The 19,390-nt window shown below is 42.7% G+C and carries 17 protein-coding genes; 6 read left to right on the top strand and 11 right to left on the bottom strand.

Translation table 11 applies throughout. The features are described from left to right. Nucleotides 1-4: 4 nt before the first annotated feature. The 4 genes from urtC to pgsA form a co-directional block, all read right to left on the bottom strand. A complete protein-coding gene (gene urtC, locus VB714_RS16405; RefSeq protein WP_323225717.1) occupies nucleotides 5-1,186 on the bottom strand; it encodes an urea ABC transporter permease subunit UrtC in 1,182 nt (393 codons plus the stop codon). A gap of 40 nt (nucleotides 1,187-1,226) precedes the next feature. Continuing rightward, nucleotides 1,227-2,387, bottom strand: a complete 1,161-nt coding sequence (gene urtB, locus VB714_RS16400; protein ID WP_323225716.1) for an urea ABC transporter permease subunit UrtB — start codon at nucleotides 2,385-2,387, stop codon at nucleotides 1,227-1,229. A gap of 107 nt (nucleotides 2,388-2,494) precedes the next feature. Then, nucleotides 2,495-3,817: an urea ABC transporter substrate-binding protein gene (gene urtA, locus VB714_RS16395; RefSeq protein WP_416309712.1), complete on the bottom strand. Its 1,323-nt coding sequence runs from the start codon at nucleotides 3,815-3,817 to the stop codon at nucleotides 2,495-2,497. A 170-nt stretch (nucleotides 3,818-3,987) separates the two neighbouring features. Next, nucleotides 3,988-4,539: a CDP-diacylglycerol--glycerol-3-phosphate 3-phosphatidyltransferase gene (pgsA, locus tag VB714_RS16390; RefSeq protein ID WP_416309711.1), complete on the bottom strand. Its 552-nt coding sequence runs from the start codon at nucleotides 4,537-4,539 to the stop codon at nucleotides 3,988-3,990. A 61-nt stretch (nucleotides 4,540-4,600) separates the two neighbouring features. Between pgsA and VB714_RS16385 the strand changes: the two genes are divergently transcribed. Beyond that, complete coding sequence (locus VB714_RS16385; RefSeq protein ID WP_323225713.1) at nucleotides 4,601-4,741, top strand: hypothetical protein; 141 nt, start codon at nucleotides 4,601-4,603, stop codon at nucleotides 4,739-4,741. Nucleotides 4,742-4,744: 3 nt separating this feature from the next. Here VB714_RS16385 and VB714_RS16380 read toward each other — a convergent pair whose 3' ends face one another. Then, nucleotides 4,745-7,081 (bottom strand): ATP-dependent Clp protease ATP-binding subunit, encoded by a 2,337-nt coding sequence (locus tag VB714_RS16380; protein WP_323225712.1) that lies wholly within the window; start codon nucleotides 7,079-7,081, stop codon nucleotides 4,745-4,747. Nucleotides 7,082-7,290: 209 nt separating this feature from the next. On the opposite strand from VB714_RS16380, the gene VB714_RS16375 reads away from it, so the two are divergent. From VB714_RS16375 to VB714_RS16365, 3 genes are all read left to right on the top strand, one after another. Beyond that, on the top strand, nucleotides 7,291-8,301 hold the full coding sequence (locus VB714_RS16375; protein WP_323225711.1) for a glycosyltransferase family 4 protein: 1,011 nt from the start codon (nucleotides 7,291-7,293) through the stop codon (nucleotides 8,299-8,301). A gap of 140 nt (nucleotides 8,302-8,441) precedes the next feature. Then, on the top strand, nucleotides 8,442-9,830 hold the full coding sequence (locus VB714_RS16370; RefSeq protein ID WP_323225710.1) for a hypothetical protein: 1,389 nt from the start codon (nucleotides 8,442-8,444) through the stop codon (nucleotides 9,828-9,830). Further along, on the top strand, nucleotides 9,817-11,055 hold the full coding sequence (locus VB714_RS16365) for a glycosyltransferase family 4 protein (protein ID WP_323225709.1): 1,239 nt from the start codon (nucleotides 9,817-9,819) through the stop codon (nucleotides 11,053-11,055). The genes VB714_RS16370 and VB714_RS16365 overlap by 14 nt, the downstream gene beginning before the upstream one ends. Nucleotides 11,056-11,166: 111 nt before the next feature. Here VB714_RS16365 and iscB read toward each other — a convergent pair whose 3' ends face one another. The 4 genes from iscB to VB714_RS16345 form a co-directional block, all read right to left on the bottom strand. Beyond that, entirely contained in the window at nucleotides 11,167-12,444 is a 1,278-nt protein-coding gene (iscB, locus tag VB714_RS16360; RefSeq protein ID WP_323225708.1) for an RNA-guided endonuclease IscB, read from the bottom strand. A gap of 228 nt (nucleotides 12,445-12,672) precedes the next feature. Beyond that, entirely contained in the window at nucleotides 12,673-13,191 is a 519-nt protein-coding gene (locus VB714_RS16355; RefSeq protein WP_416309710.1) for a lysostaphin resistance A-like protein, read from the bottom strand. An 80-nt stretch (nucleotides 13,192-13,271) separates the two neighbouring features. After that, entirely contained in the window at nucleotides 13,272-14,324 is a 1,053-nt protein-coding gene (locus tag VB714_RS16350) for a DUF3326 domain-containing protein (RefSeq protein ID WP_416309709.1), read from the bottom strand. Between the two features lie 47 nt (nucleotides 14,325-14,371). Continuing rightward, a complete protein-coding gene (locus tag VB714_RS16345; protein WP_323225705.1) occupies nucleotides 14,372-15,751 on the bottom strand; it encodes an MATE family efflux transporter in 1,380 nt (459 codons plus the stop codon). Between the two features lie 95 nt (nucleotides 15,752-15,846). Between VB714_RS16345 and VB714_RS16340 the strand changes: the two genes are divergently transcribed. After that, a complete protein-coding gene (locus VB714_RS16340) occupies nucleotides 15,847-16,458 on the top strand; it encodes a phytanoyl-CoA dioxygenase family protein (protein WP_323225704.1) in 612 nt (203 codons plus the stop codon). Nucleotides 16,459-16,466: 8 nt separating this feature from the next. Here the strand turns inward: VB714_RS16340 and VB714_RS16335 are convergent, their stop codons facing one another. Together VB714_RS16335 and VB714_RS16330 are read right to left on the bottom strand one after the other, a co-directional pair. After that, entirely contained in the window at nucleotides 16,467-17,240 is a 774-nt protein-coding gene (locus tag VB714_RS16335; RefSeq protein ID WP_323225703.1) for a GNAT family N-acetyltransferase, read from the bottom strand. 44 nt (nucleotides 17,241-17,284) lie between these two features. Beyond that, nucleotides 17,285-18,106, bottom strand: coding sequence for a YqcI/YcgG family protein (locus VB714_RS16330; RefSeq protein WP_323225702.1), 822 nt, complete (start codon nucleotides 18,104-18,106; stop codon nucleotides 17,285-17,287). 272 nt (nucleotides 18,107-18,378) lie between these two features. Between VB714_RS16330 and VB714_RS16325 the strand changes: the two genes are divergently transcribed. Continuing rightward, nucleotides 18,379-19,251, top strand: a complete 873-nt coding sequence (locus VB714_RS16325) for a fatty acid desaturase family protein (RefSeq protein ID WP_323225701.1) — start codon at nucleotides 18,379-18,381, stop codon at nucleotides 19,249-19,251. The last annotated feature ends 139 nt before the right edge of the window (nucleotides 19,252-19,390 follow it).

Here is a 19,390-nt window from a genome sequence, read left to right as displayed (position 1 = left end):
TTGTTTACCTCTGATTATCTTGTACGGATTCCAATTCTTCTCGTTCTTGTTGGACAAGAGGATCTTTTTCTAAACTAGGATAGGTAACCATTGGGTCTTCAAGTCCTAATAGCGATCGCAGTTTTTCCCAGCCCCAAGATTTCACCCAACCGACAATTCCATTCGGTAGTACCGTGACTACCAATAAGAATAATGCGCCTTGGAAAAATAACCAAACCTCTGGAAATTGTTCGCTTAATAAAGTTCGTGCAAATGTTACCAATAATGTCCCGATAATTGCACCAATTAATGTACCGCGTCCCCCAACAGCAACCCAAATTACCATTTCAATGGAGAAAGCAACCTCCATAAAACTGGGCGTAATAATCCCTGATTGAACGGTATATAATGCTCCTGCAACTCCAGCAATGCCCCCAGAAATTGCAAAAACCAACACCTTAAAACCCGTGGGATCGTAGCCAGAAAAGCGCACTCGGTTTTCATCATCGCGAATAGCAATTAAAATGCGTCCAAAACGTCCGCTTGTCAGCCAGCGACAGAGTAAATAAATAATCAGAACTGATAAGACTGTCACCTCATAAAAGGCTAATTGCATCCCCGATGAACTGACTACTGTTCCAAATAATGTTTCCGTATCAGTTTTTAATCCATTTGTGCCATTAATGAGCTTTTGTTGTCCATTAAAAAAGTTAAAGAAAACCAACAAAGCCGCTTGGGTTAAAATGGAAAAATAAACCCCTTTAATCCGGTTGCGAAAAACGAGATAGCCTAATAATCCGGCGACAATTGTTGGCACTAAAACGATCGCAATTAAAGTAACCGGAAAAGAATAGAATGGATACCAGAAAAAAGGCAATTTGTCAACCCCATAAAGAGTGAAAAAATCCGGTATTTGCCCTTCCGGTAATTGCAATTTCAGGTGCATGGCCAACCCATAACCACCCAGGGCAAAGAAAATGCCATGTCCTAGGCTTAATAACCCCGTATAACCCCAAATCAAGTCGATTCCCAAAGCAACGATCGCCAAGGACAAAAAGCGTCCTAATAGCTTCAGGCGAAATTCGGGCAAAATTGCAGGCAGAAGCAAACAAAAAATGAGACCGATCGCCGCGATCGCTATCCCTTCAATCCAGAATTTACGCTTTTTCTGGCGTTTAATAACCGTACCTTTATCGAGATTGATCATTTTAATTAATTCCTTTACAATTCAGCATTCAGGCTTTTCTTTAAAGTTCAGCCGTTCGTCCTTTTTGAGGAAAAATTCCGGCAGGTTTGAATTGCAAAAAGGTAATAATTAGGGCAAACACCATCACTTTTGCCATACTGCTGTCTGCAAAAAAGGTGAAGAAATCAAAAATGCCTTGCAAGGCTGAGTTTTGGGAAAAGATTGCCGCGATCGTCCCCGATCCGACCAAATAAGTTACGGTTCCGATCGCCATAGCCGCAACAATAGCACCCAATAAATTACCCACTCCACCAACGACAACCACCATGAAGGTATCTACAATGTAGTTTTGTCCGGTATTGGGACCAACGGAACCGAGTAAAGTAATCGCCACTCCTGCAACTCCTGCGAGTCCCGATCCCAAGGCAAAAGTTAAGGCATCAACTTGATTAGTAGGGATCCCCAAACAAGAACTCATTTCGCGATTTTGCGTCACCGCACGAATTCGTAACCCCCAATTCGATCGATTGAAAAATAGATAAATTCCGACAATGCAGGCGATCGTTAAAATGATAATAAAAATTCTGGCAGAAGGAATTTGAAAATTCCCAATAGGAAAACCTCCTCGCAACCAAGCAGGGGCAGTAACATCAACATTTCTAGCACTAAACCACGGTTTTGCTAAAGCCTTTTGACTGCTTAATAAAAAGCCCGTCACTGTAGCAATTCCCCCGGAAAGAAATACCAGAATACTTAATGCACCATTGCGAATTTTTTGCCAATCGAGACGACGACTGAGTAAGACCCAAGCGCCGAAAAATAATAAGCAAAAAACAACCAGTCCAATCGCTAAAACTCCATTAACACTGCGGACAAACTGGCGTAAAATTAGACTCACTCCCCATGTTGCCAAAAGTGTTTCTAAGGGTCGTCCGTAGAGAAAGCGAATGACTCCCCTTTCTAGGGCAAGTCCCACCAAAGCCGCGACAATAAATGCTACAGGTAAAGCAACAAAAATATAAGCACCAAACCAAGGATCGCCTAACATTTTGAAGATATTCTGCACCACAAACGTCGTGTATGCCCCCAACATCATGAGTTCTCCATGAGCCAAATTAATCACGCCCATGAGTCCAAATACAACAGCAAGACCCAATGCAGCAATTAACAATACTGAGCCAATGCTAATCCCATTAAATAATCCAAAAAATAGTTGCAACACTTTTCAATTATTAATAAATTGACGACCGCAAAAGAATGAATACTTACCAACCCCAATAACTGCTGACTGGTGAAGGGACGTTAAATTTAACGTCCCTACGAGAGAAATTACGATTCTATTTTATACTTACCGCCTTTTGCAGGATCGCTCCAATCGCACCCATAACCTTTAGTTTCAGGGACGAATTGATTCCACGGTAGGGGATCGATGGGACCGTCTGTTGACCAAACAATGTCAAACAATCCATCTTCACGAATTTCGCCTATTCGTACTGTTTTAGAGATGTGGTGACTGGCATTCATAGTGACTTTGCCTTCCGGTGCGTCAAATTCCTGCCCGATCGCCGCAGCGCGAACTTTTTCGAGGTCATCTGCGGTGCCTGCTTTTTCAACAGCCTGCTTCCACAAATAAACCATAATGTAGGCAGCTTCCATGGGGTCATTGGTCACGCGATCTTCGCCATATTCGGCTTTAAAATCTTTAACCCATTTTTCATTCTCAGGACTCTCAACAGTTTGGAAATAGTTCCACGCAGCATAGTGACCTTTGAGGAATTCAGGACCAATTTGCCGAACTTCTTCTTCTGCTACACTGACGGACATGACCGGGTATTTATCAGGAGTAAGTCCTGCACCTTGCAACTGTTTGAAGAAGGCAACATTGCTGTCTCCGTTTAAAGAGTTAAAAATAACTCCACCATCCGGCAAAGCGGCTTGAATTTTGGTAATAATTGGCGTTACTTCTGTATTGCCAAGGGGTAAATAATCTTCACCCACTAATTCCCCACCATTGGCTTTGAGTTGTTCTTTAATAATCGTGTTAGCAGTGCGAGGGAAGACATAATCCGAACCCACCAAGAAGAACTTTTTGCCTTTATTTTCTAATAACCAATCGACGGCAGGTTCGATTTGTTGATTGGGGGCTGCCCCCGTGTAGAAGATATTCTTAGAACATTCTTGACCTTCGTATTGAACGGGGTACCAAAGCATATGATCTTTGGATTCAAAAACATCCAAAACGGCTTTACGACTGGCTGAAGTCCAACAACAAAAGATCGTGGCAACTTTATCTTGGTCGATTAATTTGGCGGCTTTTTCTGCAAATGTCGGCCAGTCAGAATTTCCGTCTTCTACGACAACTTCAATTTGTTTGCCGAGAACACCACCAGACTCATTAATTTCCTTAATTGCTAATTTCTCAGCATCGACCACTGTGGTTTCGCTAATGGCCATTGTGCCGCTTAGAGAGTGGAGAATTCCCACTTTAATCGTATCTTCGCTACTAGATGTTTCTGTAGATTCTTCTGTAGATTCTTCTTTAGAGTCTTCTGAAGAACCTTCAGTTTCAGTCGTGCAGGCTTTGAGCAATATGCTCGTTCCTAAAGCCGCAGAACCATATAATAAGAATTTTCTTCGTCCTAGTCGATTGATCATAGTCGTTTTATCTACCTCTCTTTGGAATGCGATCGCGCTTTAAAAAATAAAGCGTCGAGGTGTGTATGTTACTGCTAGGGTTCGCCTTCTTTTGTAGCGAGGAATACAAAACCTGTTCCTTGTTTTGGATTCTTTCAATTTCTACTGTTTGAGATATTACAAAATATTTAAGTTTTTTTGGACTTAACTTGAAGGATAGATAGCTTATCCACTCCAATTGTCGATGGAAAAATATACAAATAACCTGAAATTAATGTTAGTGCCACTGCTAACCAAAAGAGGCAAAGCGTCCAAAATTGCCAAGTTTCCGGTAAAGGGGCAATTAAACAAGAGATAGCGGCGATTTGCACGACGGTTTTGAGTTTACCCCAGATATTGGCACCGGAAATGGTGGTTTGATTGACTCTCCAGCCGGCGATCGCCATTTCTCGTGCCAAGATCAAAAATACCCCCCATGCGGGTATAACACCCCATTGCAGCAAAATCAGGAAGGGGGCAAAAACCAATAATTTGTCAACTAAGGGATCGAGAAATTTGCCCAAGTCGCTGACTTGATTGAGTTTACGAGCCAAATAGCCGTCTAACCAGTCTGTCCCTGCTGCGAGGAGAAAAATTCCCAAGGCAATCAGACGATGGCGATCGCTGGGATCTTGGAGAAAAAAGAAGAGAAAAGGAACTCCCAAAAGTCGGGAAATGGTGATCCAAGTTGGTAAATTAATGCTTTGCATTGCCCCTAAAGTAGCGATCGCTCCATCTTACCTTTTTCGGAAATGCAATCGCTTGCCATCGCTCAGGCAAACCGTTGCAGTATGTCGTAAGATCGCGATCGAGGCTACTAAATTGCGACCTACCGGAACAGGTAAAGTAAGAGGAGAACCGATCGCGGGTTTTGGGTCAAGGAATGAAGGCGTTAGCTATTAACTATTAAACAGCTTGTAATGCCTGCAATGCCTGATTGGGATTCACCTTCACTTTACCATCGTCGTCTACGTCGGCGACAACCCGATCGCCAGCTTGCACCTCTTTAGTGAGAATGGCTTCTGCTAAACTATCTTCGAGAAACCGCGTAATGGCGCGACGGAGAGGCCTTGCACCATAACTGGGATTGTATCCGGCTCCTACCACTAAGTCCTTAAAGGCTTCTGTTACCTCTAAATCAATGTTTTGTTGGCTTTGGAGGCGATCGCGCACTTCCCGCAATAAAATATCGGCAATTTCCGTCACTTCTGGCTTGGTTAACTGACGGAAAACAATAATTTCATCAATGCGATTGAGAAATTCGGGACGGAAATATTGTTTTAAATCCTCCGTGACTTTAGTGCGGATGCGTTGGTATTCAGCCTCTCCTGCATTCTCCACTAATTCAAAACCCATACCCGCTCCTCCCTTCTCGATCGCCTTCGAGCCGAGGTTGGAAGTCATAATAATCAGGGTATTTTTAAAGTCTACTTTGCGCCCGCTAGAATCAGTTAAATGTCCGTCATCTAACATTTGCAAGAGTAAATTAAAAACATCGGGGTGTGCCTTCTCAATCTCATCAAATAAAACAATAGAATAAGGCTTGCGGCGCACGGCTTCGGTGAGTTGTCCCCCTTGCTCGTAGCCGACAAAACCGGGAGCCGCACCGATGAGTTTAGAGGTTGTATGTCCTTCCATTAATTCCGACATATCGATGCGAATTAAATGATCTTCCGAACCAAAAAGAAAGGTGGCTAAGGCTTTAGAAAGTTCGGTTTTCCCCACTCCCGTCGGTCCAGAGAAAATAAAACTGGCAATGGGGCGATCGCGTCCTCCCATTCCCGTTCGCGATCGCCGCACGGCACGAGCAACAGCAGATACAGCTTCTTCTTGACCCACTACCCGTTCGTGTAATTGTGCTTCGAGGTGAAGCAACATTTCCGATTCGGTTTCAGCGAGTTTAATTGTAGGAACTCCCGTCCAAGCAGAGACAATGTGAGCAATTTCCTCCTCATTGACAATTTGAGCCACTTCTTCCGCTTCCGGGGCAAATTTTTGCTGTCTGGAATGTCGCACTCGCACCCGCGATCCCGCTTCGTCAATTAAATCGATCGCCTTGTCGGGGAGAAAGCGATCGTTAATGTAGCGATCGGCGAAATTGGCCGCGGCGGCGATCGCTTTATCGGTAATGGTAACGCGGTGATGTTTCTCGTAACTCGATCGCAACCCCCGCAAAATCTCAACGGTTTCCGCCACGGAAGGTTCTCCCACCAACACCTTTTGGAAACGGCGCTCTAAGGCTGCATCCCGTTCGATATGCTTGCGATACTCATCCAGGGTCGTCGCCCCCAAACATTGCAGTTCTCCCCGCGCTAAAGCGGGTTTGAGCATACTGGCAGCATCGACTCCTCCCCCGATCGCCCCGGTGCCGACGAGATTGTGAATTTCATCGATGACGAGAATAATATTGCCCGCTTTTTTCACTTCTGCAACGACGGTTTTTAAACGTTCTTCAAATTCCCCTCGGAAGCGAGTTCCCGCCATCAAAGCAGCCATGTCTAAAGCAATAACTTGTTTGCCTTTCACCAAAGCTGGGACATCATCTTGAACGATACGTTGAGCCAGTCCTTCCGCGATCGCCGTTTTTCCCACTCCCGGTTCCCCCACCAAAACGGGGTTATTTTTCGTGCGACGACCGAGAATTTGCAGGACTCGTTCTAATTCATTGCTACGTCCGACCATGGGATCGAGTTTCCCTTTGCGAGCTAGGTCGGTCAAATCGGTGCTAAAGTCTGCTAATTGGGTAGAGCTTTCCCGAGGTCCGCCAAAGACTCCCATTTCCGAATTCATCCCTACCCCTGAAGCGGCAGTTTCTCCCATACGGCGCAGGATTTCTGTACGCAGGGCATCGCGATCGACCCCCAGTTGTTGTAGGACTTTAATGGCAACGCTTTCTTTTTCATTCGCCAAGGCTAGTAAAAGATGTTCGGTGCCGATGTAAGTATGTCCTAATTGCCTGGCTTCATCGAAGGATTGCTCGAAGATTTTTTTCGCTTTTGGGGTGAAGGGTAGGTTCGGTGGGGCGTAACCGGGACCGCGGCCAATGTAGCGATCGACGGCAGTTCTGGCGGCTTTGAGGGTGACACCCATATCCCGGAGAACTCGCGCGGCGATCGCGGTACCTTCGCCAATTAAACCCAAGAGGATTTGTTCTGTACCAACCAAGTTATGACCCGTGCGACGAGCCTCTTCTTGCGCCAACATAACAGCTTTAATAGCGGTGTCTGCAAAATGTTCAAACATAGGACTTTGTGGATTTAGTTAAGAAATTGTGACTATTTTTTAGTTGCTAGTTTTACTTTAGCGATTCCGGAAGGATTTGAGAAAGTCGAATAACCCGCCAGTTAATGGTAGGGTCAAAGATGAGGAGAGCCGAAGAATTCATTCGCTGCTAATTTTAGGGCGGCGATCGCTATTTTCATTGTACCCTTTCCCTTCTGTGTATCGCTGCCATGAAAATTTTAATTTATTCTCCCTTATTTTATCCCAGTATAGGGGGAGTGGAAAGTGTTACAGAAATGCTGGCGACAGAATGGGTCCAATTGGGACAAGAAGTTAGATTAATCTCTCAAACCCCCGATCGCGAACAAAAAATCTTTCCTTTTGAAATCTTTCGTCAGCCTAGCGCCAAACAGCAATTAGAATTAATGCACTGGTGCGATATTTACCTGCAAAGCTGTATTAGCCTCAAAGGACTTTGGTTAGAGTTGTTACAGCCCAAACCCCTCGTTTGCATCCATCATACTTGGTATAATCGTCCCGATGGGAGTATTGCTCCAGCCGATCGCCTCAAACTTTGGGTAACTCGTTTTGCAACTAATATTTGCGTTAGCGAGGCGATCGCCTCTCATCTTCCCGTCTCTTCTCATGTCATTCATAACCCTTATCGAGACGATATTTTCCGAGAAATGCCGGAAATTAAGCGTGAGAAAGAATTGGTTTTTGTGGGAAGATTAGTTTCAGATAAAGGGGTCGATCTTCTCCTCGATTCTCTCTTCGATCTCAAGCAACAAGGACTCGTTCCCCATCTTACCATTATTGGCGAAGGCATCGATAAAGAACAATTGCAACAACAAGTAAAACAATTAAAAATTGCTTCGCAAGTTCGCTTTTTGGGAGTTTGTTCCCCTTCAGAAGTGGCAAAAACCCTCAATTCTCATCAATTTCTCGTCATTCCTTCCCGTTGGCAAGAACCTTTTGGTATTGTCGCTTTAGAAGGCATTGCTTGCGGTTGTGTTGTCATTGGCTCTCAAGGAGGCGGTTTAAAAGACGCGATCGCCGATTGTGGAGAGACTTTTCCTAATGGCGATCGCGGTAAATTAACAAAAATATTAGCGGAATTCTTGACAAATCCTGATAAAATTGCTAAGTACAGAAGCAATGCAAAACCACATTTACAACGCCATCAAAAAAACATCGTGGCGCAAAAATACTTACAGAGACTTGAGGCGATTCTCCTGTGAAAATTACGCTTGGGTTACTAATTATCGTATTGCTCCTTTATTTATCGCTACAATATAATTATATTTCTTTGGGGAACTCGAATCCAGTCGATGAATATGGAATTTATGGCGAACTATTAACAGACGAGGGAGGGTTATTCTTGATCAAAGCTCTGGTTGGATTAATCATTTTATTTACCATTATCTACGCTTCTTTTCGAGATTGGCGCAGATCGGTTAAAGCAGTTTTCTTTATTATCGTCATTGACGGAGCAATTCGTAAATGGGTTTTACCCCAAGCGAGTGAATTTATTTATTTTTTCAAAGATTTTGTCTTATTGGGTGCGTATATTCGCTATTATTTATTCCCCCAAGGCGAACCAAGATTTCCCATTAGAAATAATTTTACAAATATTGCCATTATTCTTGCCTCGGGTTGGTGCATTTTTCAAGCATTTAATCCCAATCTTGGTTCTCCCATTATCGGAATTTTAGGATTAAAATCCTATCTTTTCTATACTCCTCTAATCTGGATGATGCCGAGTTTATTTCGCTCAGAAGAAGAACTTTTTATCTTTCTTCGCAACCATTTATTTTTATTAATTCCTATTGGGATTTTAGGGATTGTACAGTTTTTTAGCCCTATTAATAGTCCCATCAATCAATATATTCCAGGACGCAATGAACCGATTGCAACCTTTGGATTTGCAGGAACGCGCAATGTTAGAATTACCGGAACATTTTCTTATCTTAATAGTTATCAAGGTTATCTTTCTGCTTGTATTGGTCTTTTAATTCCTTTATTATCCATTAAACAATCAACCCTTTGGCGAGCATTAACTTATGTACAAATTTTTCTACTAACTTTAAATTGTTTTATGACCGGATCGCGAACACCTGTCATTGCTGCCGTATTATTCATGGCTGGATATTATGGTATTAGAATTTTAAGCAAACCCGAACAAATCTTTCTTTGGTTGGGTCGTTTGCTTCCTTTTTTAGCGATCGCAGCCAGTGTTGCCGTTATTTTGTTTCGCCAAGTTCTCGAAGCATTTTGGACTCGTATGAGTTCCAATGCTGATTTAAGCGAACGCATTCGTTTGGGTTTTATTGGACCTTTTGATTTTATCAAATTAACAGATCTCGATGGTTATGGTGCGGGAGCAACTCACGCTGGAGCCGGGTCTTTAAGAACTGTTTTTAGTTTACCTCCTGGCATTCCTCCTCCTATTGATATTGAGCCAGAAATGGGACGAGTTTTGCTCGAATTAGGTCCAATTGGTTTCCTTTTATGGTATGGTATGAGAGTAGGTTTCATTATTACTTTATTTTTAATTTTTACACGATTAAAACGCCCTTTTTTACGAGATTTAGCTTTATCTGGGGTTCTAATTCAATCAATTTTATTTATCAATCAGATGGTCTATCACAATACTTTTGGGCTTTATTATTGGTTATATACGAGTTTTATTTTCCTACTTCCTTGGCTGGAACGGGTTGAAAATTGGCGGGAACAACAGCAAGTTTTACAAGACAATGACGAATCCTAAAATTACCCTAATTCATCCTACAGGGAATCCTTTTGCACGCAATGCGGCGATCGCCCTTTGGGAAATAGATATGCTTCAGGAAATTATTACTTCTGTGGCTTATAATCCTGATGGGAATTTGGCTCGTATCTTGCAAAAGTTCTTTCCGGCTGGCGATCGCGAGTTGAGACGACGAATTTGGATTCCTCCTCAAAACAGGTTTTTAAAAACCTATCCCCGCGAAGAAATCCTGCGAATTGCTTTACTTCGCACGGGTTTAAACCGTTCTTTGGGGTTAAATTCTCAAAGTCTCGCCGATTGGGTTTATGGCTCCATAGACAGGCGAGTAGCCAGAAAACATCTCAAAGGACTTACAGGAGTTTACGCCTATGAGGATGGGGCTGCTAGTACCTTCTCCGTCGCCAAACAACAAGGGATTAAATGCTTTTACGATCTGCCCATCGTATTTTATCGCCAAAGTCAACAAATTCAGCAAGAAGAAGCGGAATTATTTCCCGATTTAGCTGCTTCTTTGCAATCAATTCAAGAACCTGCTAGGAAATTAGAGCGAAAAGAACAGGAAGTTTCCCTCGCTGACCATATTATCGTACCTTCGACCATTGTGGCGCGATCGCTTTTAAATGCAGGAATTAGCAAAGATAAAATCACAGTCATTCCTTTTGGTTCCCCCCACGACTACTTTCAACCCCAACCTAAACAAGATAAACAATTTCGCGCTTTATTTGTCGGGAGAGTGGGAGCAAGAAAAGGAGTTCATTATTTATTGCAAGCATGGCAAAAATTAAACCTTCACGATGCAGAATTACTATTAGTGGGAATGAATGAATTTGGCGATCGCTATTTGGGACAATATCAAGAGTATTTTCGCTATATTCCCTCGGTTCCCCATGCAACTTTGAATCAATATTACAGTTCGGCGAGTGTTTTTGTTTTTCCTTCTTTAGTAGAAGGGTTAGCATTGGTCTTATTAGAAGCAATGGCTTGCGGAATTCCCATTATTACCACAGAAAATGCAGGAGGATCGGATATTATTACGGATGGAGTAGAAGGGTTTATTATTCCCATTCGCGATGTAGAAGCCATTCAAGAAAAATTAGCTTGGTGTTACGCTCATCCTCAAGAATTAGCAGAAATGGGCAAAGCAGCACGCCAAAAAGCCGAGGAATTAACATGGAAATTGTACCGCGATCGCTTGTCAAGTTTGGTTTTAAAAGTTATATCGTAAAAATCAGGATGCTCGCATCAAAAAAGCGGCGTGGGGACTCCCGTTAGAACGCGAAGCGTTTAGCGGTGAGAGGAAACGCCGCCAACATCAAAAATCGACCCAAGGGAGTCATTAGTTAAAGCTGTATTCATAGCCGTCTGCATGGTGAATGGCTTGTAGGTATTTAGGGTGAACATCAAAAGGTTTATTTCCTGTAGTAGAAAGTCGAAAGGAAGGACGAAATCGAATCGCAATACGACCGACATAATTCCCTGCATACTTTCCTTTGGGAACAGATGCGCGAACAATATCGCCTGTTTGAAAACCCTGAAAGAATTTCGCTTTAGGTGCGTGTGCTTTGGGAAAACCGTATTTATCAGGACGGCATCGCTGTCTCGTGCCGTGACCCTTAGCAGCAATTAAAAGCGGATTCTTAACCTTAATAATTAACTGCTCTGGGGTTGATTTACCAACACAAGCGGCATCGAGCCAGTGGGTTTTGTGTAAGTTGTGACGAGTGCGATTAAATTTAGTCAATCCTCCCGTACCAACTTCAACAGGTAAACCCGTTATCTTCAACGCTTCGTACAGCTTCCAACGGGTAGAATTGACTGCTGCTGCATCTTTTAACGATGCTTTTGCTTGTCCTAATATTCCTTTGAGAATCTTAGGTTTAACCGACAAGAAGTCTTTAATTTCTTGGTTTCCTTTTATTTGATTACAAGAATGACAAGCCAGAGTTAAATTACTAACTCGGTTACTTCCTCCTTTCGATTTTGGCTGAATATGCTCGACTTCTAAGGGAATATTCTCTGCACTACAATAAGCGCATTTTCTGTTCCATTTCTCAAGCAAATATTCGCGTACTTCATACCCTAATAATTCTCCTTGCTGGTATTCAGCACCAGAGATTTCTGGGTTTTGTAATGCCTGAGTATCGAATCGAACTAACTCTTGAGAAAGCCCCGATATTGGACAGATTCGACAAAGCCGTTTAACCCAAGTCAGGATGTTATGAACTCGCGACATTAAACTGGGAGCAAGCCAGCCATCAGGACGTTTTCTATTGAGAAAACGGGGCTTTCTGTACCGAGTTTTGCGGCTGCGTCGTCCTCTTCTCAACTGTCGTCTTGAAGTTAATTTGTCTCTAATTTGTTGTCCGCGATGGGTCAATTCAGCCGCCCAAATCACTCGGTTTCCTTGTAGAATTGCTAATCCTGTCGTTCTCGAACCGGGGTCTATCTTTAACTGACATTCATTAATTTCTCCTCCCTCTATGTCTTGAATAATAATGGTAAAGGGAAACTGTTTAAACACCTTAGCTCGCCCCAATTTGAGCAATTTTCTCGCTCTGGCAGGATGAGTTGGATTTAACGGTTTCTTGTTTTTGTCTAATACAAATACCCGCATGGGTTAACTCCTATTACTAGGGTAATGTTTGCCTCGTCTATGTTATCTGGGCTTGTTAGGTTAGCAACACTGGCTTAACTCATTTAGACCTGTTTAATTACTAACGAAAGAAGCTCCAAACTGGCACGTATTTGTAGGTTTCTTGACCCAGATAACGTAGCGATTTCTCGCTGAGACTGGTCAGGTTAGAGCTGAGGATTCCCTCAAGCTCCCGCTAGACCCGGAGGGTTAGCGGTGAGTTCCTGACTTCCACCAACATCCAGAAACAAAATTTGTCACCACGTGAGCCACAATAGGAACTAATAAATTTCCGGTGGCGATCGCGCTAAAACCCAATATTCCCCCCACGATCGTCGCCCAAATCATATACGGCCATTGTTGCATCCCGCTTAAATGTAACACCCCAAAGAAAATACTCGATAAAATTACCGCCGCAATATTTAACCCAAAGGCAGGTAACATAACCCCGCGAAACAATAATTCCTCACTCAAACCCGGTAATAATCCCAACCAAATTAAATCCGGCCACATTAACGGCTTAATCACCAACTCTAAATAATAATTAGCACTGCGTCGATAAGCTGGCCAGAGACGATGCACGATCGCGCTGGCGATCGAGATTGCACCCGCTAACCCCAACCCCCATAACACCGCATTGAGATTAAATTGTAGGGCTAACATTCGCACCGATCCAAGGGACTGCCACACTTTAGCGACAACTAACAAAATAATTGCCGTCACGGCCATCGCAATGAGAACTTGAGTGCGAGTGAGAGGTTCAAATTCAGGAGGTTCGGATTGATTCACGGATTTTATTTTAGGCTATATTAAGAGAGACAACGTAATCTAACGCTATCGGGGCGCAAAGCATCGGGATTGATTCCTCCTCGATAAGCGATCAATACACCCAACGCCTCTAAATAAGAGGGAACGCGAAGAGCTTTGATGCCCAAGGGTTCTGGGGGGACGCGCATCGCAGTTTGGTTATCCTCTACCGCGATCGCCCGAGCTTTGCCTAAACTGAGCATAGCACTTCCCCCGCAAGCATCGGCAGGAAAGACGATCGCATCGACTTCATCCGCCCAAATCTGGGTTGGGTTTTTTGTGTGAGGTTGCGCGATAAATTGAGGGGCGCGGGATAAGCCCACTAAAACACAAGGAAGGAAAGTATAACCCAACTCCTCCGCCGCCGCCCGAGGGGAAACTTGCGGATCTACAGGTAAGGGAGATAAAGCAGGAGCATGGGCGCAAGGAATGCGAAAATTTCTAACAATTAAGTGAGAAATAACAGCTTCCGCTCCGGCAAGAGCATCAATTCCCGAACCGTGTCTGTAGTTTTCTAGGGCTGCGCTGTCGGTTTCTTCGGGAAAACGGGCAACTACGGCGATCGCCTCTGCCCCTCCCTCTTGAATGAGTTTCTCGGCTGCCCTCAATAAACTACCAGGGTTATTTAAAGTCCCCCAACTTGCCCCCGATGAAGCCGATCGCAGTTCTACGCCCAGGGGAGCATCCGTGAGGATATAATCGGTCAAATCTAGTCCTAACGTGGCTCTAGCGGCATCTGCGGCTTGAATGTGGCGCAATCTCAATTCGGGTTCGATCGCGCGATCGAGAAGCAAACCAATGCGATTTTGTCGAACTGGTTGCAGTCCCCATTCCCCCGCAGCAAAGCGATCCAAACCATACCCTTCTACATAAAGCGCATTGGGAAGATTCCAATACATTTGTGCGCCATTGAGAACATTGGGATGGGTAATGAGGCGATCGCAGACTTGAGAAAAGGCTTTAGCAACCGGTAGCGCATCCCCTGCATAACCGCCAATAGATGCACCGATCCCTGTGGGAATGATTAAAACAACAGTAAATGGAGATTGAAGCACGTAAACTTGGGTAAGGGAAATAGTGTCATTCAAGACAGATTATAATACTACCAATTCTCTTTTTGTTTCGGGAGAATCTGGGAAAAACGCCAGATCAGAATACCTGTAGAACTGATTATAGCTAACATCAAAGCCAACCAAACACCGATCGCTCCTTGATGTAAAATAATAGCAATAAAATAACTGCCTCCCAAGCCAATAACCCAGTAAATACTAATATTAATCCACATGGGGATGAGAGTATCTTGCAATCCTTGTAATGCACCGATCGCGATGAAATGTAATCCATAAATTCCTTGAATAAAAGTGGCGATTTTTAATAAAGATAAAGCGATTTTTGTGGCTTCAATATTATCTAGATTGGAGGGATCTAAATAAATGGCAATAATTTGAGGCGCAAAAATCCACAGGGCTAAACTAATAAGACTAGCGATCGCAGTATTGAGAAGAAACGCGACTAAAAATGTTGTTTTAATTCCTTCTAGATTATGGTTTCCACTTTGTTGTCCGACTCGAATGGCGGTTGCATGGGAAAATCCGATGGGAATAATAATTGCGATATCCAGAACGGAAAGGGTAATTTCATGCGCCGCTAAATTTTCTGTTCCTAAATATCCCATTAATAAGGCAACGAAAGCAAATATTCCGAACTCCGAACCCAGTTGAATGCCGATCGGAATGCCTAATTTTAAAATTTCCCAAAATGTTGAACGATCGCTGAACCAAAGCCGATCGAAGAATCGATATTCTCGAAAATCGGGATGAAATTGCAGATATCCAATACCGCTTAAAAACATCAGCCAAAAGACAAAGATACTTGACCAACCCGCTCCCGCCAATCCTAAAGCAGGAAAGCCAAAATGACCGAACATGAAGGTATAATTAGCCAATCCATTAATAGGAACGGCGATCGCGGCAATAATAGTTAGAAATTGGGGGCGATCGCAAGCGTTTGCAACCTCTTTAATAGCAATAAAACCGAGAGTAGCCGGCAAACCCCAAACAATTGCCCGCAAGTAAATTTCTGCATAATGAGCAATTCTTTCTTCTTGACCCAATAAGGTTAAAATAGAACCAAAATGCCACAGCAATAGCGCGATCGGTACAGCAAAAATGAAACCGATCCAGAGTCCTTGAATGAGTAATGTACGGATTTTTTCAATATTTTTTTGAGTAAAAGCAACTGCCGCGATCGCCCCCAAACCGTAAAATAATCCCGCACTAATGTAAATTAACGTCGCAAAAGTAATGGCTCCTAAACCCCCAGCCGCTAATATCTCAGTCCCTAACCATCCCATCATGATGAGATCGACAAAGGCGATCGCAGTTTCGGCAAATTGAGTCAAAATTAAAGGAATAGCTAAATTAAGCGTGCTTTTAATTTCCGTTCTGAGTTTTAAATAAGTTTTTTCTTGAATAAATTCCATAAAAATTAAATGTATTTTAAGAGATGAAATGAAGGAATAAAATGGGTGCGGTTTATGATAACATATCGGTAGTCATCGCTAAAGGATTTAGGTTAATGAATTCACTAAACCCCACTTTTACTGAAAACGGCTATGCGATCGCAGAAGATATTATTCCTACCTCCTTGGCTGACGATTTGAGCCGCGAGGCAGAAACAATAGAGACAACCGTACCCGTAGAAGATCCTTTGATTGTGGAAGGTGTTTATTGTGGGGATGAGTGGTCCACTCGCGTGGGCGAATATACTGCTTTTCAAAAATTGGCGCGATCGCCCTTTTTAATCGATCGCGTGGAAGGAATCTTGCAAAGTCCTTGCGAACTTGAGCCGGTATTCTGGTCTCTACTCCGCATCAGTCGAGGACAAGGGGATACCCTCTGGCATCAAGATACTGATATTCTCGATACACAAGCAAAGATCGGCGTTACGCTTTTTCTTTCGGGAGAGGAAGAACACGCCACAATCTTGAAAGCCATCCCCAAAAGCCATCACTGGCCATTTCCGAAAAAGGAACAAATGCACGTACCGCACGCTGACGCAGTAGACATCAATATTTCAAGACAAACAGTCATGTTTCATAATCCCCTACTCTGGCATACAAGCCTTCTTAACTCCTCGCAGAAGCCCCTTTGGTTGCTAATATTCTTTTACAAACTTGCTGAAGAATAGTTGACAATTTATGCGGTTGGATAGCTGATCCAAATATTTGGTTCAATGTAGTATCCTTGGTTTGTTTTGCGATCGATTTCTAGAGGGATGATTCCCCCCGGAATGATATATTTCCCAGTTTCGGGAAAGTGCATTTGAGTTGTTTTCTCCCAATAGGAAATCGGTTCGATAATTTCAGTCGAGCGATCGCATATCCCAATTAATTTTGCTCCGTATTTGAGATTGAATCGCAACCAAGGATCGAACATCAAACCTGCCTCATTTTTCCACTGAATATAGCGCACGATTGGAGTCAGAGGATATAAATGTTTAAGCGTGGGACGTACTGCCAAAATCAAAGCAGGGAATTGACAGGAGCGAGCCAATTCCTGCATATAATCCAAAAGATACTTGCTCAAACCTCGTCCTTGATATTCGGGAATAATGGTCAGGGAAACCCCTCCTAAAATTGTTGGTTGAGTGTTGTTTTCTTTTCCCTGCAAACCGGTTGTTAATATCCAATCACATCCAGTATTCGGTAATTCTTCCAAGGAACAATCCCAAGGAATCGGTAAGCAACTTCCCTGTGCAACCATCTTTTGACTCGCCGTTTCAACCAAACCAAATTGAAATTCTGGATAAAGGGAATGGAGATCGCGCCATTCCGGGAAATCAATCAGGTCTTCGATTAAAAAACGCGGATAACTTTGCCTTAAAACTGAATTCACCTCTTGAAAAAAGGATTTTTGACTCTGACAGTCGATCCAATGATAGCGAGTATCTGCGTCAATTATTTTCTGCATTTTTAAATTGGCTTATTAAGAGGAGTTTTGTTCCTTTGCGGAGATTAATGAAATGGACATTCTCCGGGGTTGGAGTTAGCGGGATGGTAGTGAAAGGGAAATATGCACTCGCCATCATTGCGATCGCTCAGTACAGTCAGTTTAGCAGACATTAAATCTCGCTCCCATTCCGATTCTTGATGTAAGAGTAAAGGAGAAGGAGGAATGCGATCGTATTTTTCCATACGCTTGTAAATATTGTGTCGGGGATCTTCTCCCCAACGCTTCCAGACTCTTTCAAAAACGTCATCGGGGTTGATTACTGCGATTAAACCGGGGGCTAAGTTACGCGATCGTCGCTTGCGATTGGCTGGGGTGCTAATATTGACAAATAAACTCCTTCCTCCCAAACAATAGCGCCATTCGGAATCGTTTGGATCTGTGGGAATCTCTTCAGGCCAGGGAAAGCGATCGCGTCGGTGCAGTTCGTTCAAAAAATCATAGATTTGTTTCGCGTATTGTTCGAGAGAATATTCTTCTGCTTCCAAGGGAAAAAAGATAGCCAAACTCAATAAAAGTGAGTTTTCGTTGATCTCATTTGCTGTTAAATTGCGTTCTTCTTCTAGATAGCTATAAACGGCTTCAAGAATATGATCGAAACTCTCTGAAGTTGTCAAAGAGGGGGCGATCGCATAGCGAATCATCCTTTTTTGTTCGGCTAAAGTACCGAAAAAACAGGGAAAATTATCTTGATGTATTGTTTCGATAAATGCTTCATAACTTTTGTGAACCCAGTCGGGTAATGAGCATTTGTCTGATGCCGATTCTAGTTGTATTTTGTTCCATAGAGGTGTTAACCCGTCCGGAGATAAGCGATCGATAATCATGAGCTTTGATTTAGGTGTCTTTACCTCAGAGAAAATCCTCTCGATTGGGATTTTGCTTTAAAATTAAGATTGTAGCATTCCTCGCCGACGCACATCTAAAAATGAATTCTATGACAATTGATAAGAAATTCATATATCTAGACTTGGACAACAAACTCAAGAGTATTATATAATTGCAATCTGACGATCAACTACAGAGAGAATATGTGTTGACAGTGCCGATAAGATAAAGTCTTATCGGCATCGGCAATTATTCAAGGTAATTTATTTTTATGAAAGAGACTCAATCGATCGACCCTCAACCTCATCAATTTATCGATCGCAGCGATTTAAAAGGACTGTTAGCCCTAGCCAAAGACTGGGGGGCTATTTTTTTAATCGCAATTTTTAGTTACTGGGTGAATAATTTGTTTGTTTCCCTCCTCGCCATTTGGTTTATCGGTTGCTTTCAGGTTGCGATCGGAGAAAGTCTTCTACATGAAGCATCCCATTATAATCTTTTCAAGACAAGGAGTTGGAACGATCGCCTAAGATTTCTCTACGCTTTACCATTTTTTTTAACCCTTGACGAGTATCGGATTCAACACGCAAATCACCATAAATATTTAATGACTGAAAAGGATATTCTTTTAGAAGAGTATGAACGTTTAGGATTTACAAAAACACAAAAAAAATTGTTTTTCCTTTGGTTTATAAAACCATTTTTTGTTGCTCCTATTTTTCTTTTGCAGTTTATATGGGATGACATCAAGCTGATGTCGAGTCAAAATAAAATCGAAATTAGCATATTTTGGCTCGGAATTCTATTTATATTTTATTGGCTGGAATGTTTGCCTTTTTTACTACTCTATTGGTTCGTTCCTTATATTTTTGTCTATAGTGTCATTTTTTATTGGACTGAAGTTCAGGATCACTACAACACTAAAACAGGAACGCGATCGCGGATCGATCCGATTCATAATTTTTTCAGCCATAACAAGGGTTATCATCAAGTTCACCATATTTGTCCTTCTATTCCTTGGTATAACCTGCCAAAAGCTCACGCGATTTTAGTTCCAGACGAAGCAAAACAAGATATTACAAATGGTTTTTTTGACGTTTATCGACAAATGCAAGGAGTAGGAATAGTTTCTGAAAATACTTGAGAGCAGGTCAAACCCATAGACTAGGGGAAACCGGAGTCAAAGTCCCCCAGATTTGGGGGATTTAGGGGGCTAATGCGTAATTCCTAGTTATATGTCTTACTTTTGGTCTGATAGGGCTTTGGGCTTGATTTGGTACGTA

It is taken from the genome of Spirulina sp. 06S082 (assembly GCF_034932145.1).
GTDB lineage: Bacteria > Cyanobacteriota > Cyanobacteriia > Cyanobacteriales > Spirulinaceae > CCY15215.
The sequence above is the reverse complement of the archived record's forward strand: the minus strand, read 5'-3'. Positions and strand labels throughout refer to the sequence as shown.

Excerpts from the sequence above, each read along its gene's own strand:
- VB714_RS16345 (WP_323225705.1), bottom strand. The coding sequence starts at position 15,751 with ATGGAATTTATTCAAGAAAAAACTTATTTAAAACTCAGAACGGAAATT.
- VB714_RS16335 (WP_323225703.1), bottom strand. The coding sequence starts at position 17,240 with ATGCAGAAAATAATTGACGCAGATACTCGCTATCATTGGATCGACTGT.
- VB714_RS16330 (WP_323225702.1), bottom strand. The coding sequence starts at position 18,106 with ATGATTATCGATCGCTTATCTCCGGACGGGTTAACACCTCTATGGAAC.
- VB714_RS16340 (WP_323225704.1), top strand. The coding sequence starts at position 15,847 with ATGAATTCACTAAACCCCACTTTTACTGAAAACGGCTATGCGATCGCA.
- VB714_RS16365 (WP_323225709.1), top strand. The coding sequence starts at position 9,817 with ATGACGAATCCTAAAATTACCCTAATTCATCCTACAGGGAATCCTTTT.
- iscB (WP_323225708.1), bottom strand. The coding sequence starts at position 12,444 with ATGCGGGTATTTGTATTAGACAAAAACAAGAAACCGTTAAATCCAACT.
- VB714_RS16380 (WP_323225712.1), bottom strand. The coding sequence starts at position 7,081 with ATGTTTGAACATTTTGCAGACACCGCTATTAAAGCTGTTATGTTGGCG.
- VB714_RS16355 (WP_416309710.1), bottom strand. The coding sequence starts at position 13,191 with ATGGCCGTGACGGCAATTATTTTGTTAGTTGTCGCTAAAGTGTGGCAG.
- urtC (WP_323225717.1), bottom strand. The coding sequence starts at position 1,186 with ATGATCAATCTCGATAAAGGTACGGTTATTAAACGCCAGAAAAAGCGT.
- VB714_RS16325 (WP_323225701.1), top strand. The coding sequence starts at position 18,379 with ATGAAAGAGACTCAATCGATCGACCCTCAACCTCATCAATTTATCGAT.
- VB714_RS16375 (WP_323225711.1), top strand. The coding sequence starts at position 7,291 with ATGAAAATTTTAATTTATTCTCCCTTATTTTATCCCAGTATAGGGGGA.